The organism is Nonomuraea sp. NPDC059194 (genome assembly GCF_042754765.1).
Taxonomy (GTDB): domain Bacteria; phylum Actinomycetota; class Actinomycetes; order Streptosporangiales; family Streptosporangiaceae; genus Nonomuraea.
In genome coordinates this window covers 110,058-127,029 of sequence record NZ_JBHZBH010000005.1, presented here as the reverse complement: position 1 = coordinate 127,029, position 16,972 = coordinate 110,058, and the positions used below count along the sequence as shown (strand labels likewise).

Genomic DNA, 16,972 nt, shown 5'->3' with positions numbered 1-16,972 from the left:
TGCGTGGGTCCTGGAAGCGCGCGCCCGGGTCGGCGTGAGATCGCGTCCGGCGGCACCGGGGGAGCTCAGGTTGCGTGCACATGTCGCGTGGGCTTTGGGGCGTGCGGGCCTTGAGAGGGCGCATGCAGCTTGGCATGGAGCTGGGCTCAAAGACACGACGGGTGGGTTCGGGCGTGGCGTGCGCATGAAGGCAAGCGGCTGCCTCCGCACGGGCGCGGAGGATGCGCTCGGCTGGCATAGGCGTGGGTCTGTGGGCGGCAGTGTCCGCGTGGACTTGGGGGATGCGGTCGGACGGTGTGGGCGGGGACATGTGGGCGGCAATGTCCGCGTGGAGTCGGGGGATGCGGTCGGCTCGCATGGGCGTGGTGTGTGGGCGGCGCCCGCGTGGAGTTGGGGAATGCGGTCGGACGGCCTGCGCATGGGTCGGGTCTGTGGACCGTATGCCAGTGAACACCGAGGACGCGTTCGGATGGGCAGGAGGTGACGAAACGAGTGCCGCCGTCGAAGCATGGCCACCAGCCCGCGTCGGTGCCGGGCGGGCCGGATGTGCGCGCCGCTCAGGACGGAGGTGGTGCGACCCAACCGCCCTACTCGCTGGTCCTGGTGCTACCCGCGCTCGCCTCATGGGCGACGGCGCTGGTGCTGCTGGGCTGCCCCGCACCGGTCGGCGCGACCTGCGCGGCGGTGGCCGCCGTGGGCGCCGTCGCGGTCGCCTGCCGCCGTACTGTGCCTCGCGCGGCAGTGGCCGCCCTGGGCGCCAAAACGCTCGCCTGCCGCCGCATTGTGCTCCGCTCGGCAGCGGCCGCCCACCGCAATGACACGCTCACTTCACGCATACCGCTCCACGGTTGGTGGCACGCGCCGTCCAGCGTCCCCCAACTGGGCCCACCCGCAGATAACGGGCAACGACGCTCCGCCGTCTGGCTCAATGTGGCCGTCGCCGTGCTCGCCTGCGTCGCGGCGACCTCGGCAGGAGTGGCGTTCCGTGTGCATGCCGTCACCACCGGCCCGATCGCCGAACTGGCGGCCAGGAACGCCACCGTGCACGGCGAGATCGTGCTCACCGGCGACCCCCGGGTGAGGCGCGCCAAGGCCGCCTTCCACGGCGAAAGCGTGGTCGTCGAGGCCACTCTCGAATCCCTCGACACCCCGGACGGGCGGCTTGCCGTACACACGCCTGTGGTCGTGTTCGGATCGGGCGGCGGATGGCGTTCGCTCCTGCCCAGCCAGCGCCTGCGCGTGACCGGCAGGCTGGGTCCCGCGGAGCGGGGCGAGCTCGTCGGCGCCGTCCTTCTCGTGCGCGGCCCGCCGACGGTCCTGTCCGCGCCCTCGGGTCTGCAGAGCGCCGCAGGCGAGTTGCGGGCGGGGCTGCGCCGCGCGGCGGACGTCCTGCCGCCCGACCAACGCGGCCTGCTGCCCGGCCTCGTCGTGGGCGACGTATCGCGGATGGACCCGAACGTCAGCGCTGACTTCAGGGATGCGGGCCTCAGTCATCTCACCGCCGTCAGCGGCGCCAATCTCGCGATCATGTCGGGGGCGGTGGTCGCGCTGTCGCGGCTGGCGGGGATGCCGCTCGCCGTACGGGCGGTGCTCGCGGGGATCGCCATGCTCGGGTTCGCGGTCGTGGCGCGCCCCTCGCCCAGCGTGTTGCGGGCGCTGCTGATGGGCCTGGTGGGAGCGATCGCGCTGGGCACGGGCCGCGCACGCGACGGTGTCGCGGCGCTCTCGGCGACGGTGCTGCTGTTGATCATGTTCGATCCCGGTCTGGCCCGCGAGTACGGCTTCGCGCTGTCGGTCAGCGCGACCGGCGGCATCCTGCTGCTCGCGCCCCGATGGCGCGACAGGCTGGCGACCCGGATGCCGCGCTGGGCCGCCGAGGCCGTGGCCGTACCCGCGGCGGCGCAGGCGGCGGTGACCCCGGTGCTGGTGCTCATGGCAGGGCAGCTGCAGCTGGTCGCGGTGCCCGCCAACCTCCTGGCGGGTCCGGCGGTCGCGCCCGCGACGGTCATCGGGTTCGCGGCGGCGCTGGTGGCGCCGGTGTCCGCGGATCTGGCGCGGATGCTCGTGGTCCCCGCGGGCTACGCGGTCGGCTGGATCATCACCGTGGCCGAGCACGCGGCCCGCGTCCCGCTCGCCGATCTGCCCTGGCCGGGTGGCCTGCCCGGCCTGCTCCTGCTGGCCGGGGCGGCCGCGGTGGCGATCCCCCTCCTACGGCGCGCGGGCGCGCGAACCATCGTCCTGATCATGGGTACGGCAGGCATGGCCACCCTCCTCATCGCGGGACCGGTGATCGCCCCATGGCCGCCGTCTCGGTGGCTGTTCGTGGTATGCGACGTCGGGCAGGGTGACGCGCTCGCGATAGCCGCAGGACCGGGCAGAGCGGTCGTCGTGGACACCGGACCCGACCCCACACTGGTGGACCGTTGCCTCCGCGATCTGGACATCCGCGAAATACCGCTGGTCATCCTCACCCACCCGCACCGCGACCATGTGGGCGGCCTCGACGGGGTCTTCAGGTCGGGCCGGCGGGTGGGCGCGGTCGTCGTCAGCCCGGGCCGCGCCCCCGCCGCCGAGTCCGCCCGCATCTCGAACGACCTGACCCGACGCCGTATCCCCGAATGGGTCGCCATACCTGGCACCCGGTGGCGTTTCGGGCCGTCCGAGCTGAACGTCCTCGGCCCGTCACCAGGCTCCCTGCCCAGTGGTCCAGGCGAGGGCAGTGTGATCAACAACGAGAGTGTCGTCCTCCTCGTGCGGTGGGCGGCGGGCTCCATCCTGCTCAGTGGCGACGTCGAGACGGAGGCGCAGGTGGAGCTGTTGCGGACCGGCTTACCCCGCGCCGACCTGCTCAAGGTCCCCCACCACGGGTCCGTACGGCAGGACCCGCGCTTCCTCGCCGCGATCGGAGCGAGGGCGGCGTTGATCAGTGTTGGCTCGGACAACGGGTACGGGCACCCGGCACCGCGCACGGTGGGGCTGCTGCATCGGCTCGGCATGCGCGTCCACCGCACCGACCAGTCCGGCGCCCTCGCCGTCGTCGACCAGTCGGGCCGCCTCGTGGTGGTGTCCAGGGGGCGACCCGATGGATGATGCGCCGCTTCCCGCTGGATCCAGGTCCAGCGCGTGTCAACGAACCTTCGCCGGGGTCGGGTGTGGGTCGTCACCGTCGGCACCCCATGCCCGAAGCCGGTGCACGTTAGTGGACACCGCAGCGGGGGGTGTCCTTCGCAGCATCCGTGGGGTGCGGTGGTCTGCGCGGGGTGGGGCCGGATGGTTGACGTGCTGCTTTGTGCTGGAACCGGGTCTGGGGGTCGGTCCAGTTGGGTGGCGGTCTCAGGAGGTTTGGCCGGGTGGACGAGGTGCCGTGTCGTGCTGGATCCAGGTCTCGTGGAGGTGGCGCCAGCGCAGTCCATGGGGAGCGTCGGCGTCGCGAACGAAGACCACGGTGGCACGGCGGTTGCGAGGGTCGGGGCCGTAGTGGCGCTCCTCGTACGTGGCCACCACCACGGTGTCGGCGCTGGCCACGACCTCTACGTCGCGGATCTCGATCACGAGGGAGGGTGCAGCACCGTGGGCCGATTCGATCATGGCCATCAGGTCGGGCATCGGCAGCGTCCGGCCGTCGGGGCTGGTGTAGGCGAAGTCGGAGCTGTGAGCGCTGGCGAACACATCGAGGTCGGATCGCGGTGCGCGTCCGTTGAGCCAGCCCTCGATGGTCTCGTGGTGGCGGACGATCTCCGCCTGGCAGGCGGTGGCCTCCACAGGGGAGACACCCTTCCGCAGGGGCGTGGGATGCGGGGTGTTGATGGTCAACGAGCGAGATCCTTCCAGGGGCGTGAGGCGATCCAGTCGCGCAGTCGGGTGAGGCGGACGCCGAGAGTGCTCTCGACGTCGGCGGAGCTCCGGCCGTAGAGGGTGTGGTCCTTCTCGGCGACCCAGCGGTAGGTCGAGGCGACGGCTCCCGCGGTGGACGGGCCGAAGGTGAGGGCCAGGCCTGCCTCGAACTCGTCGATCTCCTGGGCCTCATACCGGACGGGGTGGCCCAGGACGGTGGCGAAGGCGGCGGCGAGTTCGGGCCCCGTCACGACATCGGGACCGCTGAGGTCCAGGGCAAGGAACGGCGCGGCGGCGGGGCGAAGGCCGGTGGAGGGGTGACCCGTCGCGGCGAACGGGCCGGTGGTGTGGTGGTCGGTCGTGGCGGGAGCAGCGGTGGTGTCGAGGCCGCTGGCGGAAGCGGTGGTGGTCTGGAACCCGGTTGTGGTGGGAGCGGCGACGCTATGGAGGTCGGTGGGAGCGGGAGCGGCGGCTGTGCCGAGGTCGGTGGTGGAGGGAGCGTCGGTGGTGTGGTGGCCGGTGGCGGAGGCGGTAATGGTCTGGACGCCGATGGTGGCGGGAGTTGGGGTGGTGTCGAGATCGATGGCGTTGGAAGCGGCGGTGGGCGGGAGATCGGCGGTGGTGGGAGGGAGGGTGGCACGCGGGGTTGTGGTGGTGGAAGGGGAGGCGGTGGGACGGTTGGTAGTGGAAGAGGTGACGGCAGGGTCTTCGGTGGCAGTGGAAGCGGTGGGGAAGAGATCGGGAGAGGTGAGGGCGGCGACAGTGGCGGTGGCGAGGTCGTCGTGGCTGAGCCAGGAGACCGGCACGTGCGCGGGCAGCGGGTACCGGAGCACCCCTTCGCGGACGAGCGGCTCCACCACCCACGGCGCGGACAGGTTGTCCAGGTACACGGGCGGGCGCAGCACCACGGTCGGCACTCCTGACGCCGCCAATGCCGACTCCGCGGCTCTCCGCGTCTCGAAAGCCGCCACGGCGGTGGGCCAGGACGGGATGCGGTTGCCCGTGTTGAACACCAACCGTCGCAGTCCCACCTCGGCGGCCGCCGCGGCGATGTTACCCACGTACGACTCGACGATGGCGGCGTCATAGACCATGGGCAGCAGCACGCTGGCATGCGTCACCCCGTCGAAAGCGGCTCGTACGGCGGCCGCGTCCGCGAGGTCGCCGATCGCGGGCTTCACGCCGTCGGGAAGCCCGATGCCGGTCCTGGACAAGCCGCTCACCGCATGTCCCAGGCTGACCAGGCGTCGAGCCGTGGCACCGCCTTGGGCGCCGGTGGCTCCGATCACGAGAACGTTCATGTCGACCAGACTGCCGACCCCTACCCTTACGATCCATAAAGAAGAGTCGCCAAGCATTTAAGGATCGTCCGTGGACGAAGATCTGCTGAGCGAGCTGCTGGCACCGCTTCGGCTGCACGGCGTCTTCCACAGCCGGTGGTCGGCGCACGCGCCGTGGGGAGTGGCGGGCGAGCGCGAGAACTGCGCGCTGCTCCACTACGTGCAGGAGGGCGAGTGCACGGTGGAGCTGCCCGAGGCACCCGAGCCGGTACGGCTGCGCGCGGGTGACCTGGCCGTCTTCCCGCACGGAACCGCCCATCGCCTGGCCGACCGGCCGGGCAGGCCGACGGTGCCGCTGGCCTCGATGCTGCCCCGGCGTGAGCCTGGCGCGGTGCGGACGGTGGAGATCGACGGCCCCGGCGAGATCACCACGATGCTGTGCGGAGGGCTGCACTACGACGGGGCGGCGGCGGCCCCGCTGTACCAGGCGTTGCCGCCGGTGCTCGTGCTGGACCGAGAGCTGGTCGAAGGCCAGCCGCTGCTGTCCGGCACGCTCGACATGCTGGCTGGGGAGTGGGCGGGTGGTGAGCCGGGCGCGGCGCTGGTGGCGTTGCGGGCGTTCGAGCTCGTGTTCGTGCTGGCGCTGCGGGTGGCGTTGAACGATCTGGACACCCCTGTGCTGCACGCTCTCCGGCATCCGGAGATCAGCAGGGCGTTGCTGGCGGTGCACACGAGGTTCGCCGAGCCGTGGACGCTGGAGTCGTTGGCGGGGGAGGCGGGGTTGTCGCGGTCGGCGTTCGCGGCGAGCTTCCGCGAGCTGGTGGGAGAGGCGCCGATGCGGCATCTGACGGGCAGGCGGATGCAGGAGGCGGCGCGGTTGCTGAAGGAGTCGGCGCTGCCGCACAGCCGGATCGCCGAGCGGGTGGGATATCGGTCGGGGGTGGGCTTCCACCTGGCCTTCCGCCAGTGGAGCGGGCAGACGCCGGGAGAGTACCGGCGCTCGGGCGGAGTACGTCCGGCCGAACTCGCCACCGCCCCAGGGGCTCCGGCGCCGCGGTGATCCAGCCTCCAGGTGATGTGCTGCTGGCGTGGCGGCGTCGTCGGGGAGGTGCTGCGGGTGAGGGCGTCTTCGGTGGTGGTTTCGCAGGCGGGCACGGCCTTCTCGGGGCGCGACCAGGCGGTGCCGCCGTGCGGATGACGCGGCTCGGGATGGCGGTGTCTCGGGGGCAGGGAGAGCCGGGCGGTGGCGGGCGTTCGATGATGGAAGGTGGGTGGGGGATCCACGTAACGGCGGCCGGGCACGTGGGCCCGCAGTAGCGTGATGGACGGGCGGTCAGCGGTGACCGCGGTGGCCTGTCGGGTGCTTGCCGTATCGAAGCCCGGGGGCCGGAGTGCCGAGAATGCCGGAACACTCGGAGTCGCGGGGTGCCGGGAATGCCGGAACCCCCGAGTCCCCAGGGCCGGAATAGCCGGAACAACAGAATCCCCGGAGTCTCGGGGGGTGCCGGAACAACAGAATCCCCGGAGTCTCGGGGGTGCCGGAACAACAGAACCGCCGGAGTCTCGGGGGGTGCCGGAGTAACGGAACCTCCGGAGTGCCGGGGCCGGAGTAATGGAGTCCCGGAGATGGAACGTCGGAGTACGGGAGTGCAGGAGAATTGACCGCATGGTGACGTTGGTGGTCGGGGACGAGGAGTTGCTGGCCGAGCGGGCCGTCGGCGTCGTGGTCGGCGCCGCGCGGGCGCAGGACGCGGGCGCGGAGGTGCACGATCTGGTCGGCGGCAAGGTCGAGCCCGGCGAGCTGACCCGCCTGACCTCGCCCTCGCTGTTCGGCGACAGGTCGGTGGTGGTGATCAGGTCCGCGCAGGACCTGTCCAAGGACACGATCGCCGAGATCGTCGCCTACGCCAAGAATCCCGCCGACGACGCGGTCCTCGTGCTGGTGCATCCGGGCGGCGTCAAGGGCAAGGCGCTGATCGACGGGATCAAGAAGACCAAGGCCGATATCGTCACCGTCACCAAGCTCACCAAGCCCGCCGAACGCCTCGACTTCATGAAGAGCGAGTTCAAGCGCGCGGGCCGCGCGATCACCGGTGAGGCCGCCCAGGCGTTGCTCGACGCGGTGGGCAACGACCTGCGGGAGCTGGCCGCGGCCTGCAGTCAGCTGATGTTCGACACCGAGGCCAAGAGTGTCGACCTGAACGCCGTCGCCCGCTACCACAAGGGCCGGGCGGAGGTGAGCGGGTTCACGGTTGCCGACTCGGCGGTGGAGGGCCGTTTGGCGGACGCGTTGGAGCAGGTGCGCTGGGCGCTCGGCACGGGCGTGGCACCGGTGCTGCTGGTCAGCGCGCTGGCGCGGTCGTTGCGGTCGCTGGCCAAGGTGGGCGGGGCGGGGCGCAATGTGCAGCCCGCGCAGCTCGGCATGGCCCCGTGGCAGGTCAACAACGCCAAGCGGCAGCTCAGGGGGTGGGGGCCCGAGGGGCTGTCCGCCGCGCTGATGGCGGTCGCGGACGCCGACGAGCAGGTCAAGGGCGGCGGCGCCGACCCCGCCTACGCGCTCGAGCACGCCATCCAGACGATCGTGGCGAGCAGGAACGGCCGCTGACAAAACCCTCCGGTGGGAGCGGGTGATCCCTAAGCGGGCGAGCGGCGGGCGGTTTCCACGGTCACCAGCATGCGCTTGAGGAGCCCGTCGAGTGTCTCCTGCTCGCCCGGCTCCAGCGCCGCCACCATCGACGCCTCGGCCGTCGCCCTGACGTCCATCGCCGCCTTCCACCGCTCGTGCCCCTTGCCGGTGAGCGCCACGTCGACCCTGCGCCGGTCCTCCTCGCTGCGGATCCTGCGCACCAACCCCGCCTTCTCCAGCGTGTCGATCCGTCCGGTCATCCCCGCGGGCGACAGCATCAGCTCGTTCGCCAGCTCCGACGGCGTCGCCCGCCGCGAGTCCCGGGCCGCGAGCCTGTGCAGCGTCTCGAACTCGAAGTCCTGGATCCCGACCTCGGCCAGCGCCGCCTCCTTCGCGAGCCGGACGTGCTTCACCAGGAGCTGCATCCGCGTGACGATCGCCTCCGTCCGCTCGTCGTAGGGCGCCTTGCCATGCCAGCGCGCCAGATGCTCGTCAACAGAATCATACGTTGACGAAACATTCGCTGACGAACTAATCTTCGGGGCCATGCTCACCAGACTAGTGATCGGCCGCGCCCTGTCCGCGCTGGCGACCGCGCTCATCCCGACCACGCTGACCCTCGTCGTGCTCAGGATCACCGGCGACGGCGCCGACCTGGGACTCGTGCTGGCCTGCGAGCTGGTCCCGATGCTGGTGCTGCTGCCGTTCGGCGGCGTGCTCGCCGACCGCTTCCCGCCCGAACGCGTCGCGCTGCTCGCCGACCTGACCAGGTGCGCGGCCCAGACGGCGATCGGCGTGGAACTGCTGGCAGGCGTGGAGCGCATCGCCGACCTGGCGGTGCTCGCGGCGATCACCGGCGCCGCGGTCGCGTTCGGCACGCCCGCCGTACCCAGGCTGGTGGCCGCGACCGTGGAGGGACCGGCGCGGCTGCGCGCCAACGCCCGCATCAGCCTGGCCACCAGCCTGTCGGCCGTGGCCGCGCCCGCCGTCGCCGGAGCGCTGATCCTCGGCGCGGGGCCCGGCTGGGCCTCGATGGCCACCGCCGCCCTCTTCGCCGCCTCCGCGGTCACCCTCGGCGGCGTCCGTACGGCCAGCGCCGCCCCCACCGGCAAGCCGTCGCTGTCGAGGGGCTGGCAGGAGATCAGGCGCCGCCCGTGGTTCCTGGTGAGCGTCATGGGCCACGGCGTGTGGCACTTCTGCGCGGGACTCTTCCTCACGCTCGGCCCGCTGATCACCGTCCGGGGCGGCGAGGCGATGTGGGTGATCGTCGTGCAGTCCGGCACGGTCGGCATGCTCGCGGGCGTGTTCGCCGCGCCCCGCCTGCCTCTGCGCAGCCCGCTCGTCGGCTGCGCCGTGGGCGCCTCGCTCTACGCGGCGCCCCTGGCGGCGCTGGCCGTGCCGATGGACGGGTGGGCGGTGGCGCTCGCCTACGGCATCGCGATGTTCGGCCTCGGCATCCTGGTGCCGCTGTGGGAGACCGTCGTCGCCGACCGGATTCCGGTGGAGGCGCTGGGCAGGGTGCGCTCGTTCGATTCGCTGATCTCGTTCGCCAGCCGTCCGCTGGGCCTGGCCATCGCCGCCCCGCTGGCCGGATGGGCCGGTACGGCGCTGCCGCTGTGGGTCGCCGCGGTCGCGGTGGCGGCGGCCAGCCTGGGCGTGCTGGCCGTACGGGAGGTCAGGACTGCTGAAGCGCCGCCTCTCGCAGCACCCCGTCGCTGATCTCCAGCACCCTGTCGGCCAGCGCGATCAGGCTCTGGTCATGGGTGGCAACCAGCGCGGTGACGCCCTCGCTGCGCACCAGCGCCCTGATGAGCTGCATGATCTGCCGCCCGGTCTGCGAGTCGAGCTGCCCCGTCGGCTCGTCGGCCACCAGCAGGCGCGGCCGGTTGGCCAGCGACCTGGCGATCGCCACGCGCTGGCGCTGCCCGCCCGACAGCTCGTAGGGGCGCTGGTTGGCGTGCTGTTCGAGCCCGACCAGGGACAGCAGCATGCGTACCCGCCGGTCCCGCTCGTCGACGGGCGTGCGGGTCAGGCGCATCGGCACGCCGACGTTCTCGGCAGCCGACAGCACGGGAATCAGCCCGAAGGACTGGAACACGAAGCCGACCACGTCCCTGCGCAGCGCGAGCAGCTGGTCCTCGGGTAGCGCGGTCACTTCCTGCCCCGCCACGACCACGCGTCCGGCGTCGGGCTTGTCCAGGCCGCCGATCTGGTTCAGCAGCGTGGTCTTGCCCGAACCCGACCTGCCCCTGATCGCCACCAGTTCGCCGGGGTGGGCGGTGAAGGAGACCTCGCGCAGCGCGACGACCTCCTTAGGCCCCGTCCGGTAGACCTTGCGCAGGCCCTCCACGACCACCAGCGGTTCACTGCTCATCGGAGGACTCCTCACGGGACGGCCACACGCCGATGTGGTCGGACTCGAGCTCGAGACGCACCCTGCGCTCCATGTCGAGGGCGTTCATGAAGTCGCGCGGCAGTTGGAGGCGGCCGACGCGGTCGAGGACGGCGTACTCCTCGGCGATGATCTCGCCCTCGGCGCCTTCCCTGCGCAGCGTCTCACTGCTGGTACGGCCGTCGCGGATGCCGATGGTCCTGTCGACCTGCTCCGACACCAGCGCGTCGTGCGTCACGATGACCACGGTGACGCCGAGCTCCCTGTTGGCCCTGCGCAGCGCCTCGAACACCTCCTCCGAGGTGTCGCTGTCGAGCTCGCCGGTCGGCTCGTCGGCCAGGATGAGCTGCGGCGAGTTGGCCAGCGCCACGGCGATCGCCACGCGCTGCTGCTCGCCGCCCGACATCTCCGACGGCTTCCTGCCCGCGCAGTAGTCGACGCCCAGCAGCGTCAGCAGCTCCATCGCGCGGTCCTTGCGACTCCGGCCCGCCAGCCGCATCGGCAGCTCGACGTTCTCCCGCGCGATCAGGTAGGGGAGCAGGTTGCGCGCGGTCTGCTGCCAGATGAAGCCGACGACCTCGCGCCGGTAGCGCAGCCGGTCCTTGGCCGTCATCGACAGCAGGTCCATGCCTGCCACCCTGGCCAGGCCCGCGGTCGGCACGTCGAGCCCCGACAGCACGTTGAGCAGCGTGGACTTGCCCGAGCCCGACGCGCCGACGATCGCGATCAGCTCGCCCTTCTGGATCAGCAGGTCGAGACCCTGGAGGGCGACGACCTCGACGCCCTCGGTCTTGTAGATGCGCACGAGGTTGTCGCAGACGATGTGCGCGTCACCGCCGAAGACGGCGCGCTCCTTGGTGGCCTGCGCCTCCAGGTCGGACATGGTGGGGGTGTTCGTCACTGGTCACCTACTCGTCGAACGGGGCCGGCCGATGGCGGTGTGCGCGTAAGCACCGAGCACGGAGACCGCGGTGAGACCCGCGGCCAGCAGGATGGGCGTCAGGAGCTCGATCCGGTAGCCGCGCACCGCGAGGTCGCCCGCGTAGGCGGACAGGTCCATGCCGGGGCCCAGCGCCGCGGGCAGGCCGAGGCCCAGCGCGAGCCCCGCCAGCGCGGTCATCAGGATCATGGGGGAGATCTCCAGGACGGTCAGGCGGCGCGCCTGGCGCCGCGACAGACCCAGCGTACGCAGCAGGGAGAGCGCGCCCGCGCGGGCCGGTGCCGTGATCACCAGCGCGAGCACGACGGCGACCAGGGAGTAGGCGGCCAGCGCCACGGTGGCGATCACCAACGTGTCCAGGACGGTGCCCGTCAGTGGTGAGCCCTTGATCGCGGCCAGCGTCTGCGCCCTTGACCGCACCACGGGCGGCAGGGCGCCCTTGGTCGTCGCCGCCGCGAGCACTGCGGCGGGGTCGGCGGAACCTCTGATCAGCAGCACGTTCGGCCTGGTCGGCGTGCCCGCCCGCTCGTTGGCGTCGGCGGGCAGGACGACCAGGTGGCGCCGGGTGTCCAGCCCGGGGAAGCCGCTGACCGGGCCGCGCGGGTTCACCCGCATCGCCACCTGCCAGCGAACCGGCAGCGGCTGCCTGCCCAGCAGGGGCGAGGCCAGCGCGGGGATGCCAGGACCGTCGGGCTGGGCGGGCACCTCCAGCGGGCCGCCCGCCACGAGGTCCCTGTAGGCGTCCAGGTCGATGGAGACGACCTTGATCGGGGTCCTGCCGACGACCGCGTCACCCGTCATCGCGGTCAGCACCGCCCGCACGCCCGGCACCTTCCTGACGCGGGCCACGACCTCGGGAGTGATCGCGACGGGGTGCTCGACCCTCACGTCCGCGCCGACCTTCTGCCAGGCGCCCAGCTCCTGGGTGCTGGACAGGCCGCCGGAGACGATCGAGGCGAACACCGACACCGCCAGCGCGGGCAGCAGGATCAGCACGGGGAGCACGGCGAACGGCTTCGACCTGGCCGCCATCGTCAGGCCGAGGAACGGCACGGCGGGGCGGCGGCGCGCGGCCAGCCGTACGAACGCCCGGAGGGGGTAGGGGTAGCAGCGCAGGGTGACCAGGGCCGCGGCCACCGCCAGCGCCACGGGGACGAGCAGCAGGAACGGGTCCGCGCCCTGCGTGGCCGCCTCGGTCGACACGCCGCGCGAGCGCACCAGGTAGGCCCCGGCCAGCGCCAGCGTCACGGTCGTCAGCTCCAGGGTGATCCGGCGGGGCGACGGCCGGGCGGCGGCCACGTCGTCGCGGCGCTCGTGCAGCGGCGCGCGATGGGTGAGCGCCAGCCTGGCCGCGGCGAACCCCGCCGCCGTCGCGAGCACGGCCGGCGGGCCCACGTGGACGATCGGTGTGACGGGCCCTGGCACCAGCGCGGCCAGCAGGTAACCCGCCACCGCCGCGGGCCCGGCCGCGACGGCCACGACCGCTGTGCCCGCGCCGACGACCTGCCCCAGCGACCCGCCCCGCGCCCGCATCAGCGCGAGCGCGGCGTCCATCCGCTCGATCAGGAGCTGTACGGCGAGCACGATCACGCCGAGCGCCACCGCCAGCAGCCCGCCGAGCACCAGGAACATCACCGTCCGCGCGGTGGCCAGCGAGCCCAGGTAGCCCGTCAGCTGCCTGGGCAGGCCGGTCGCCACGCTGTTGGCCTCGTACTCGCCGGCCTCCAGTGCCACCTTGCCGCTGTAGTCCTTGAGCGACCCGAGCATCGACGGCACGTCGAGCGCGTCGGCCTTGGCAGGCTCGACGCCGAGCACCCAGGAGTAGACGGTCCTGCGGTCGCCGTAGGTGATGAGTTCGAGACCCCGGTCGCCGGTCAGCGCCGTGAGGTAGAGGTCGGGTTCGAGCTGGCCGGGCGGGAGCCGCTGGTCGACGGTGATCGTGTCGCGCTCGTGGGTCCAGTAGGGGTCGGCGGGGTCGCGCGGCCGGTAGACGCCCGAGACCCGCACCGCGATCTGCCGGGTCTGGCCGATGACCACGGTGGTGCCGACCCGCAGGTTCATGGTGGTGGTCGCGCTCTCCGGCACGCCCACTTCGAGCAGCGGGATCCTGCCGAGCCTGCCCGCGGTGAAGCTGCCGGGCGCTCCGGGTTCGCCGCCTTCGACCCAGGTCAGCCGCCGGTCGAAGTCGGACAGCCAGCCGACGTTGAGGTACTGCTTCGGCCGGTCGAAGGCGGGTGTGTCGACCGTCCTGACCGAGAAGTGGCTGGTGCCGCCGCTGGTCGTGATCGCGGCGAGCGAGGGCGGCAGCAGCTCGCGGAACGTCTGGTCCCTGGCCGCCAGCTCCGCGCGCCTCGTGATGGGCGCGGCGTTGTGGACCAGCACGCGCAGGTCCCTGTCCTGGGCGGTCGTCGCGGCGAGGGTCTGCTGGAGCCCCCGGTCGTAGGCCAGCTGGAGCGCCCGGGGCATGCCGGAGATCAGTAGGCACGCGCTCAGCGTCAGGACCGACAGCACGGCGGCCGCGCCCGCGTGCACCCGCGCCATCGTCAGGATCTTCATCGCTCCTCACCTGCGCGCAGGCCGCCAGGACCCCGGCCGCGCACCGCGCGGGCCAGCCCGGCCACGATCGCGAACAGCAGCACCGCGACCAGCGCCAGCATCAGCGCGGTCGCGGGCCACGGTACGGCGAGCAGCACGCCGGGCGTGACGGCCGCGGCCTGGCCCGTCAGCACGATGTGGGGCACGACCAGGGCGCCGATCACCAGCGCCAGGACCGTCCCCGCGACCAGCGAGAGCCCGATGACGAACGCCTGCTCGATCGCCAGCAGCGCGAACACCTGGCGGAAGCCGACGCCCAGCGCCCGCAGGATCGCGAACTCCGCGAGCCGCTCGCGTGCCGCCACCGCCGCGCTGGTCAGGAACCCGAGCGCGGCGAAGACCAGCGCGGCCAGGAAGCCGAGCGTCAGCGCGCCCTGGAGCCCGGCGGCCAGCGGGTCGTCACGCAGGCGCACGGTCAGCTCCCGCAGGTCGACGGCCGTGGCCACCCACTGGGGGTGGCTCGACAGCACCCGCGCCGCGGCGGTGGTGTCGCCGTCGCGCGCGGCCAGCCACCATTCGGTGGCCGGACGCAGCCGTTGCGCCGCCGCGAGCGCCCTGCCCTGCAGCGTGGTCCAGTCGACGAGGACCGAGGGCTGGTCGGCCTGGGTGCTCGGCATCCGCTCGACGACGCCCGCGACCTTCACCTCGATGTTGGCGCCGTCGAGGTTCATCGGCACGACCTGGCCCGTGGTGAGCCGCAGCCGGTCGGCCAGGTCGGCGGTGAGGACGACGGGCAACGGCTTGAAGATCCGCTGCGGGTCGGGTCCGCGAGGCGGCGCGAACAGCTCGCCTGCGCCTTTCGCGGCGACGACGCTGAAGGCCGGGCTCGCGGCCGTGGCGGGGATCGGCAGCGTCCACCGGCCGCCGTCCGAGGTCACCTGCTGCCGTGCCGCCCAGCGCAATCCAGGCGGCATCTCGATGCCGGGGTCGACCGTCACCGTGACGCCCGACGCGCGTACCGTGAAGCCGCGCAGCCGCAGCGGCGGGGTGAGTCTTCCGGTACGGCCGGCGAGCGTCCTCAGGTCGAGCTCGACCCGGTTGACGCCCGCCCGCAGCGGCCCCGCCGACACCTCGCGCCAGACACCGAGCCCGTCCTCGACCGCCACGCCCAGGTCGACGGGCCTGCGCCCGGACCCGCTGATCAGCACGGTCAGCGGCAGCCGCTCCGGTATCGCCACCGCCTCGATCTCGGGGCGGGCCGCGCCGAGCCGTGCCGCCATCTCCCGCACGCCGTCTTCCGACAGGTCGGAGCGCAGCTTCAGCAGCGCGGTCAGCTTGCCGGACTCCAGCGCCATCAGCGTGGCGGGCTCCCCGCCTACCGTGGCGGGCCCCCTGAACGCGGGGCTGGCCGTGGTGATGCCGGGCAGGCCCGCGAAGGCGGTGCCCCTGCCGAGCGCGCCGAGCTCGCGGGCCTCCGGCGGGCCAGAGATACGCAGGTCGGCGCCCGCCTGGTGGCGGGCCTGGTCCTCCTGCGAGGCCCGCCAGGTGGCGGCGGTGGCCATCGAGACCACGCCGATCGCGATCGCCATCGTGAGCAGCAGCGCGGGGCCCGCGTAGCGCGCGGGCCTGCGGCTGACCTGCCGGGCGCCGAGCGCCGCGGCCAGCCCCGCCCGCCCGGCGGTCAACCGCTCGGCGAGCGCCGAGACCCTCGGCACCAGCCGCAGGCCGAGCAGGCCGCCGCAGAGCAGGGCCAGCGCGGGTCCGGCGACGATCAGCGGGTCGATGCCGATGCCGCCGCCCGCCGTGGCCGTCACGGGCCCGCCGTAGTGCCGCAGCTGCCAGATCGCCAGCGCCGCCAGCACCAGCAGCGCCAGGTCCGCGCCCGCCCGCTGGACGAGCCCCCTGCCACCTGACCGTCCGCGCGCCGCCTGCTCGTCGACATAGGTACGGCGGACGCCGCCCAGCGCGGGCAGGGCGAGCAGCACCGAGCAGGCCAGGGCCACGGCCGCCGACACGGCGAACGCGCCAGGACCGGCCTCGGGCGCCGGCCGTACCCCCGACGCCCTGATCCAGGGGAGCGTGTCGACCAGACGGAGCAGCGGCGGCCCGAGCAGCGGCGCCACGATCGCGCACGGAAGCGCCACCAGCAGCGCCTCGCCGCCCGCGAGCAGCGCGAGCCTGCCCGCGCCCGCGCCTCTGGCGCGCAGCAGCGCCACCTCCATCCTGCGGTGGTCGGCCAGCAGGCGGGCGGTCAGCATGAGCGCGTAGGCGGCCAGCAGGATCAGTTGCAGGACGGGGATCAGCATGGTGGAGCGGGCCACCAGCGCGGCTGTGTCGAGTTGGGTGAGCATCTCTGGCAGCCGCGTGGTGGCGCGGCACTCGGGGCAGCCGCTGTCCCTGAGCCGGTCCTGAAGCCGGCCGACGCCCTCGGCGAACGGGCGCAGCCGTTCGGGAGACAGGCGGGTCAGGTTGGGCAGGGCGGTCCAGGTGGCGCTGACGTTGGTGGCGAAGCGGGCCAGGAAGGTCTGTTCGCTGACCATCAGCGGGCCGAACGTGGTGAAGTCGCCCACCTGGACGCCCGCGCTCAGCAGTTCCTCACCGGCCCAGCGCTCGCCGAAGGTGTCGTTCAACTGGAAGACGCCGGTGATGCGCACGGTGACGCGCTGCCTGGCGTCGATGCGGCTCTCGGTGGTGAACTCCTGGCCGGTCTTCAGCCCGGCCGCGGTGGCGGCGGACAGCGAGACGGCCGCCTCGACCCGCGTGCCGTCTGCCGTCGGCCACGCGCCGTCGACCAGCCTGGCGTGCCGCTGGAGACCCTCGTAGGCGCCGAAGCGGTACAGCTCGGGCCTTGCCTGCCGTTCCTGACCCGGCACGACGTAGGAGTCGGAGCGCATGCTCGCGGTCAGCGCGACGGGGACGCCCGCGTAGACCCGGCCGGTGACCTCGTCGATCGTGCGCTCGACCCGCGGGAAGGAGGCGGCGGTGACGGGGGTGGTGATGGTGGCCGCCGTCGTCCTGATCGACGCGGTCTCCACCGTACGGCGCACGCCCGCCTCGGCGGTCGAGGAAGCGTACATCGTCAGCGCGACGAGGGTGGTGGTGGCCAGCAGGATGGAGCCGAAGGCGGCCAGCAGCAGCAGTGGTTGGCTGGCGGCTCGGCTGAGCACCAGCGGAACGCGCCCCCGCATCTCGCCCCCGCTCTTCAGTTCCTCCCGTTCTGTGAACCTTTGAGGACGGCCGGGGGCGACGGCAAGACGATCATCTCAACGGTGACACAGCCGATACGCTGGAGTGATGTCGAAACTGTGACACTTTCCGGACGCGGTCTGGATAGTTGTGTGGGGACACGAAAACGCCGCACTCCG

11 protein-coding genes are annotated in these 16,972 nt (G+C 72.7%); 4 read left to right on the top strand and 7 right to left on the bottom strand.

Translation table 11 applies throughout. The features are described from left to right. Positions 1 to 480: 480 nt before the first annotated feature. Positions 481 to 3,090, top strand: coding sequence for a ComEC/Rec2 family competence protein (locus ACFXJ8_RS09575; protein WP_379643389.1), 2,610 nt, complete (start codon positions 481 to 483; stop codon positions 3,088 to 3,090). 243 nt (positions 3,091 to 3,333) lie between these two features. On the opposite strand, the gene ACFXJ8_RS09570 is transcribed toward ACFXJ8_RS09575, so the two are convergent. Together ACFXJ8_RS09570 and ACFXJ8_RS09565 are read right to left on the bottom strand one after the other, a co-directional pair. Continuing rightward, a complete protein-coding gene (locus tag ACFXJ8_RS09570) occupies positions 3,334 to 3,813 on the bottom strand; it encodes a DUF4440 domain-containing protein (protein ID WP_379643388.1) in 480 nt (159 codons plus the stop codon). Next, on the bottom strand, positions 3,810 to 5,135 hold the full coding sequence (locus tag ACFXJ8_RS09565; protein WP_379643387.1) for an NmrA family NAD(P)-binding protein: 1,326 nt from the start codon (positions 5,133 to 5,135) through the stop codon (positions 3,810 to 3,812). The genes ACFXJ8_RS09570 and ACFXJ8_RS09565 overlap by 4 nt, the downstream gene beginning before the upstream one ends. Before the next feature lie 70 nt (positions 5,136 to 5,205). Here ACFXJ8_RS09565 and ACFXJ8_RS09560 point away from each other — a divergent pair, with 70 nt between their 5' ends. Both ACFXJ8_RS09560 and holA read left to right on the top strand, forming a co-directional pair. Beyond that, on the top strand, positions 5,206 to 6,174 hold the full coding sequence (locus tag ACFXJ8_RS09560) for an AraC family transcriptional regulator (protein WP_379643386.1): 969 nt from the start codon (positions 5,206 to 5,208) through the stop codon (positions 6,172 to 6,174). A gap of 606 nt (positions 6,175 to 6,780) precedes the next feature. Next, positions 6,781 to 7,719, top strand: a complete 939-nt coding sequence (gene holA, locus ACFXJ8_RS09555; protein WP_379643385.1) for a DNA polymerase III subunit delta — start codon at positions 6,781 to 6,783, stop codon at positions 7,717 to 7,719. 29 nt (positions 7,720 to 7,748) lie between these two features. Here the strand turns inward: holA and ACFXJ8_RS09550 are convergent, their stop codons facing one another. Beyond that, positions 7,749 to 8,165, bottom strand: a complete 417-nt coding sequence (locus tag ACFXJ8_RS09550) for a MarR family winged helix-turn-helix transcriptional regulator (protein ID WP_379643384.1) — start codon at positions 8,163 to 8,165, stop codon at positions 7,749 to 7,751. Positions 8,166 to 8,286: 121 nt separating this feature from the next. Between ACFXJ8_RS09550 and ACFXJ8_RS09545 the strand changes: the two genes are divergently transcribed. Further along, the gene (locus ACFXJ8_RS09545) at positions 8,287 to 9,459 is read left to right on the top strand and encodes an MFS transporter (protein WP_379643383.1); all 1,173 of its coding nucleotides are present in this window, start codon (positions 8,287 to 8,289) and stop codon (positions 9,457 to 9,459) included. On the opposite strand, the gene ACFXJ8_RS09540 is transcribed toward ACFXJ8_RS09545, so the two are convergent. The 4 genes from ACFXJ8_RS09540 to ACFXJ8_RS09525 are packed head-to-tail and all read right to left on the bottom strand — an operon-like array spanning position 9,416 to position 16,795. Next, positions 9,416 to 10,114, bottom strand: coding sequence for an ABC transporter ATP-binding protein (locus ACFXJ8_RS09540; RefSeq protein ID WP_379643382.1), 699 nt, complete (start codon positions 10,112 to 10,114; stop codon positions 9,416 to 9,418). The two genes, ACFXJ8_RS09545 and ACFXJ8_RS09540, sit on opposite strands and share 44 nt — an antisense overlap. Next, entirely contained in the window at positions 10,104 to 11,033 is a 930-nt protein-coding gene (locus ACFXJ8_RS09535; RefSeq protein ID WP_379643381.1) for an ABC transporter ATP-binding protein, read from the bottom strand. Before ACFXJ8_RS09535 ends, ACFXJ8_RS09540 begins: the two co-directional genes overlap by 11 nt. A 3-nt stretch (positions 11,034 to 11,036) precedes the next feature. Continuing rightward, entirely contained in the window at positions 11,037 to 13,628 is a 2,592-nt protein-coding gene (locus tag ACFXJ8_RS09530; RefSeq protein WP_379643380.1) for a hypothetical protein, read from the bottom strand. Then, positions 13,625 to 16,795, bottom strand: coding sequence for an FtsX-like permease family protein (locus ACFXJ8_RS09525; RefSeq protein ID WP_379643379.1), 3,171 nt, complete (start codon positions 16,793 to 16,795; stop codon positions 13,625 to 13,627). Before ACFXJ8_RS09525 ends, ACFXJ8_RS09530 begins: the two co-directional genes overlap by 4 nt. Positions 16,796 to 16,972: the final 177 nt, after the last annotated feature.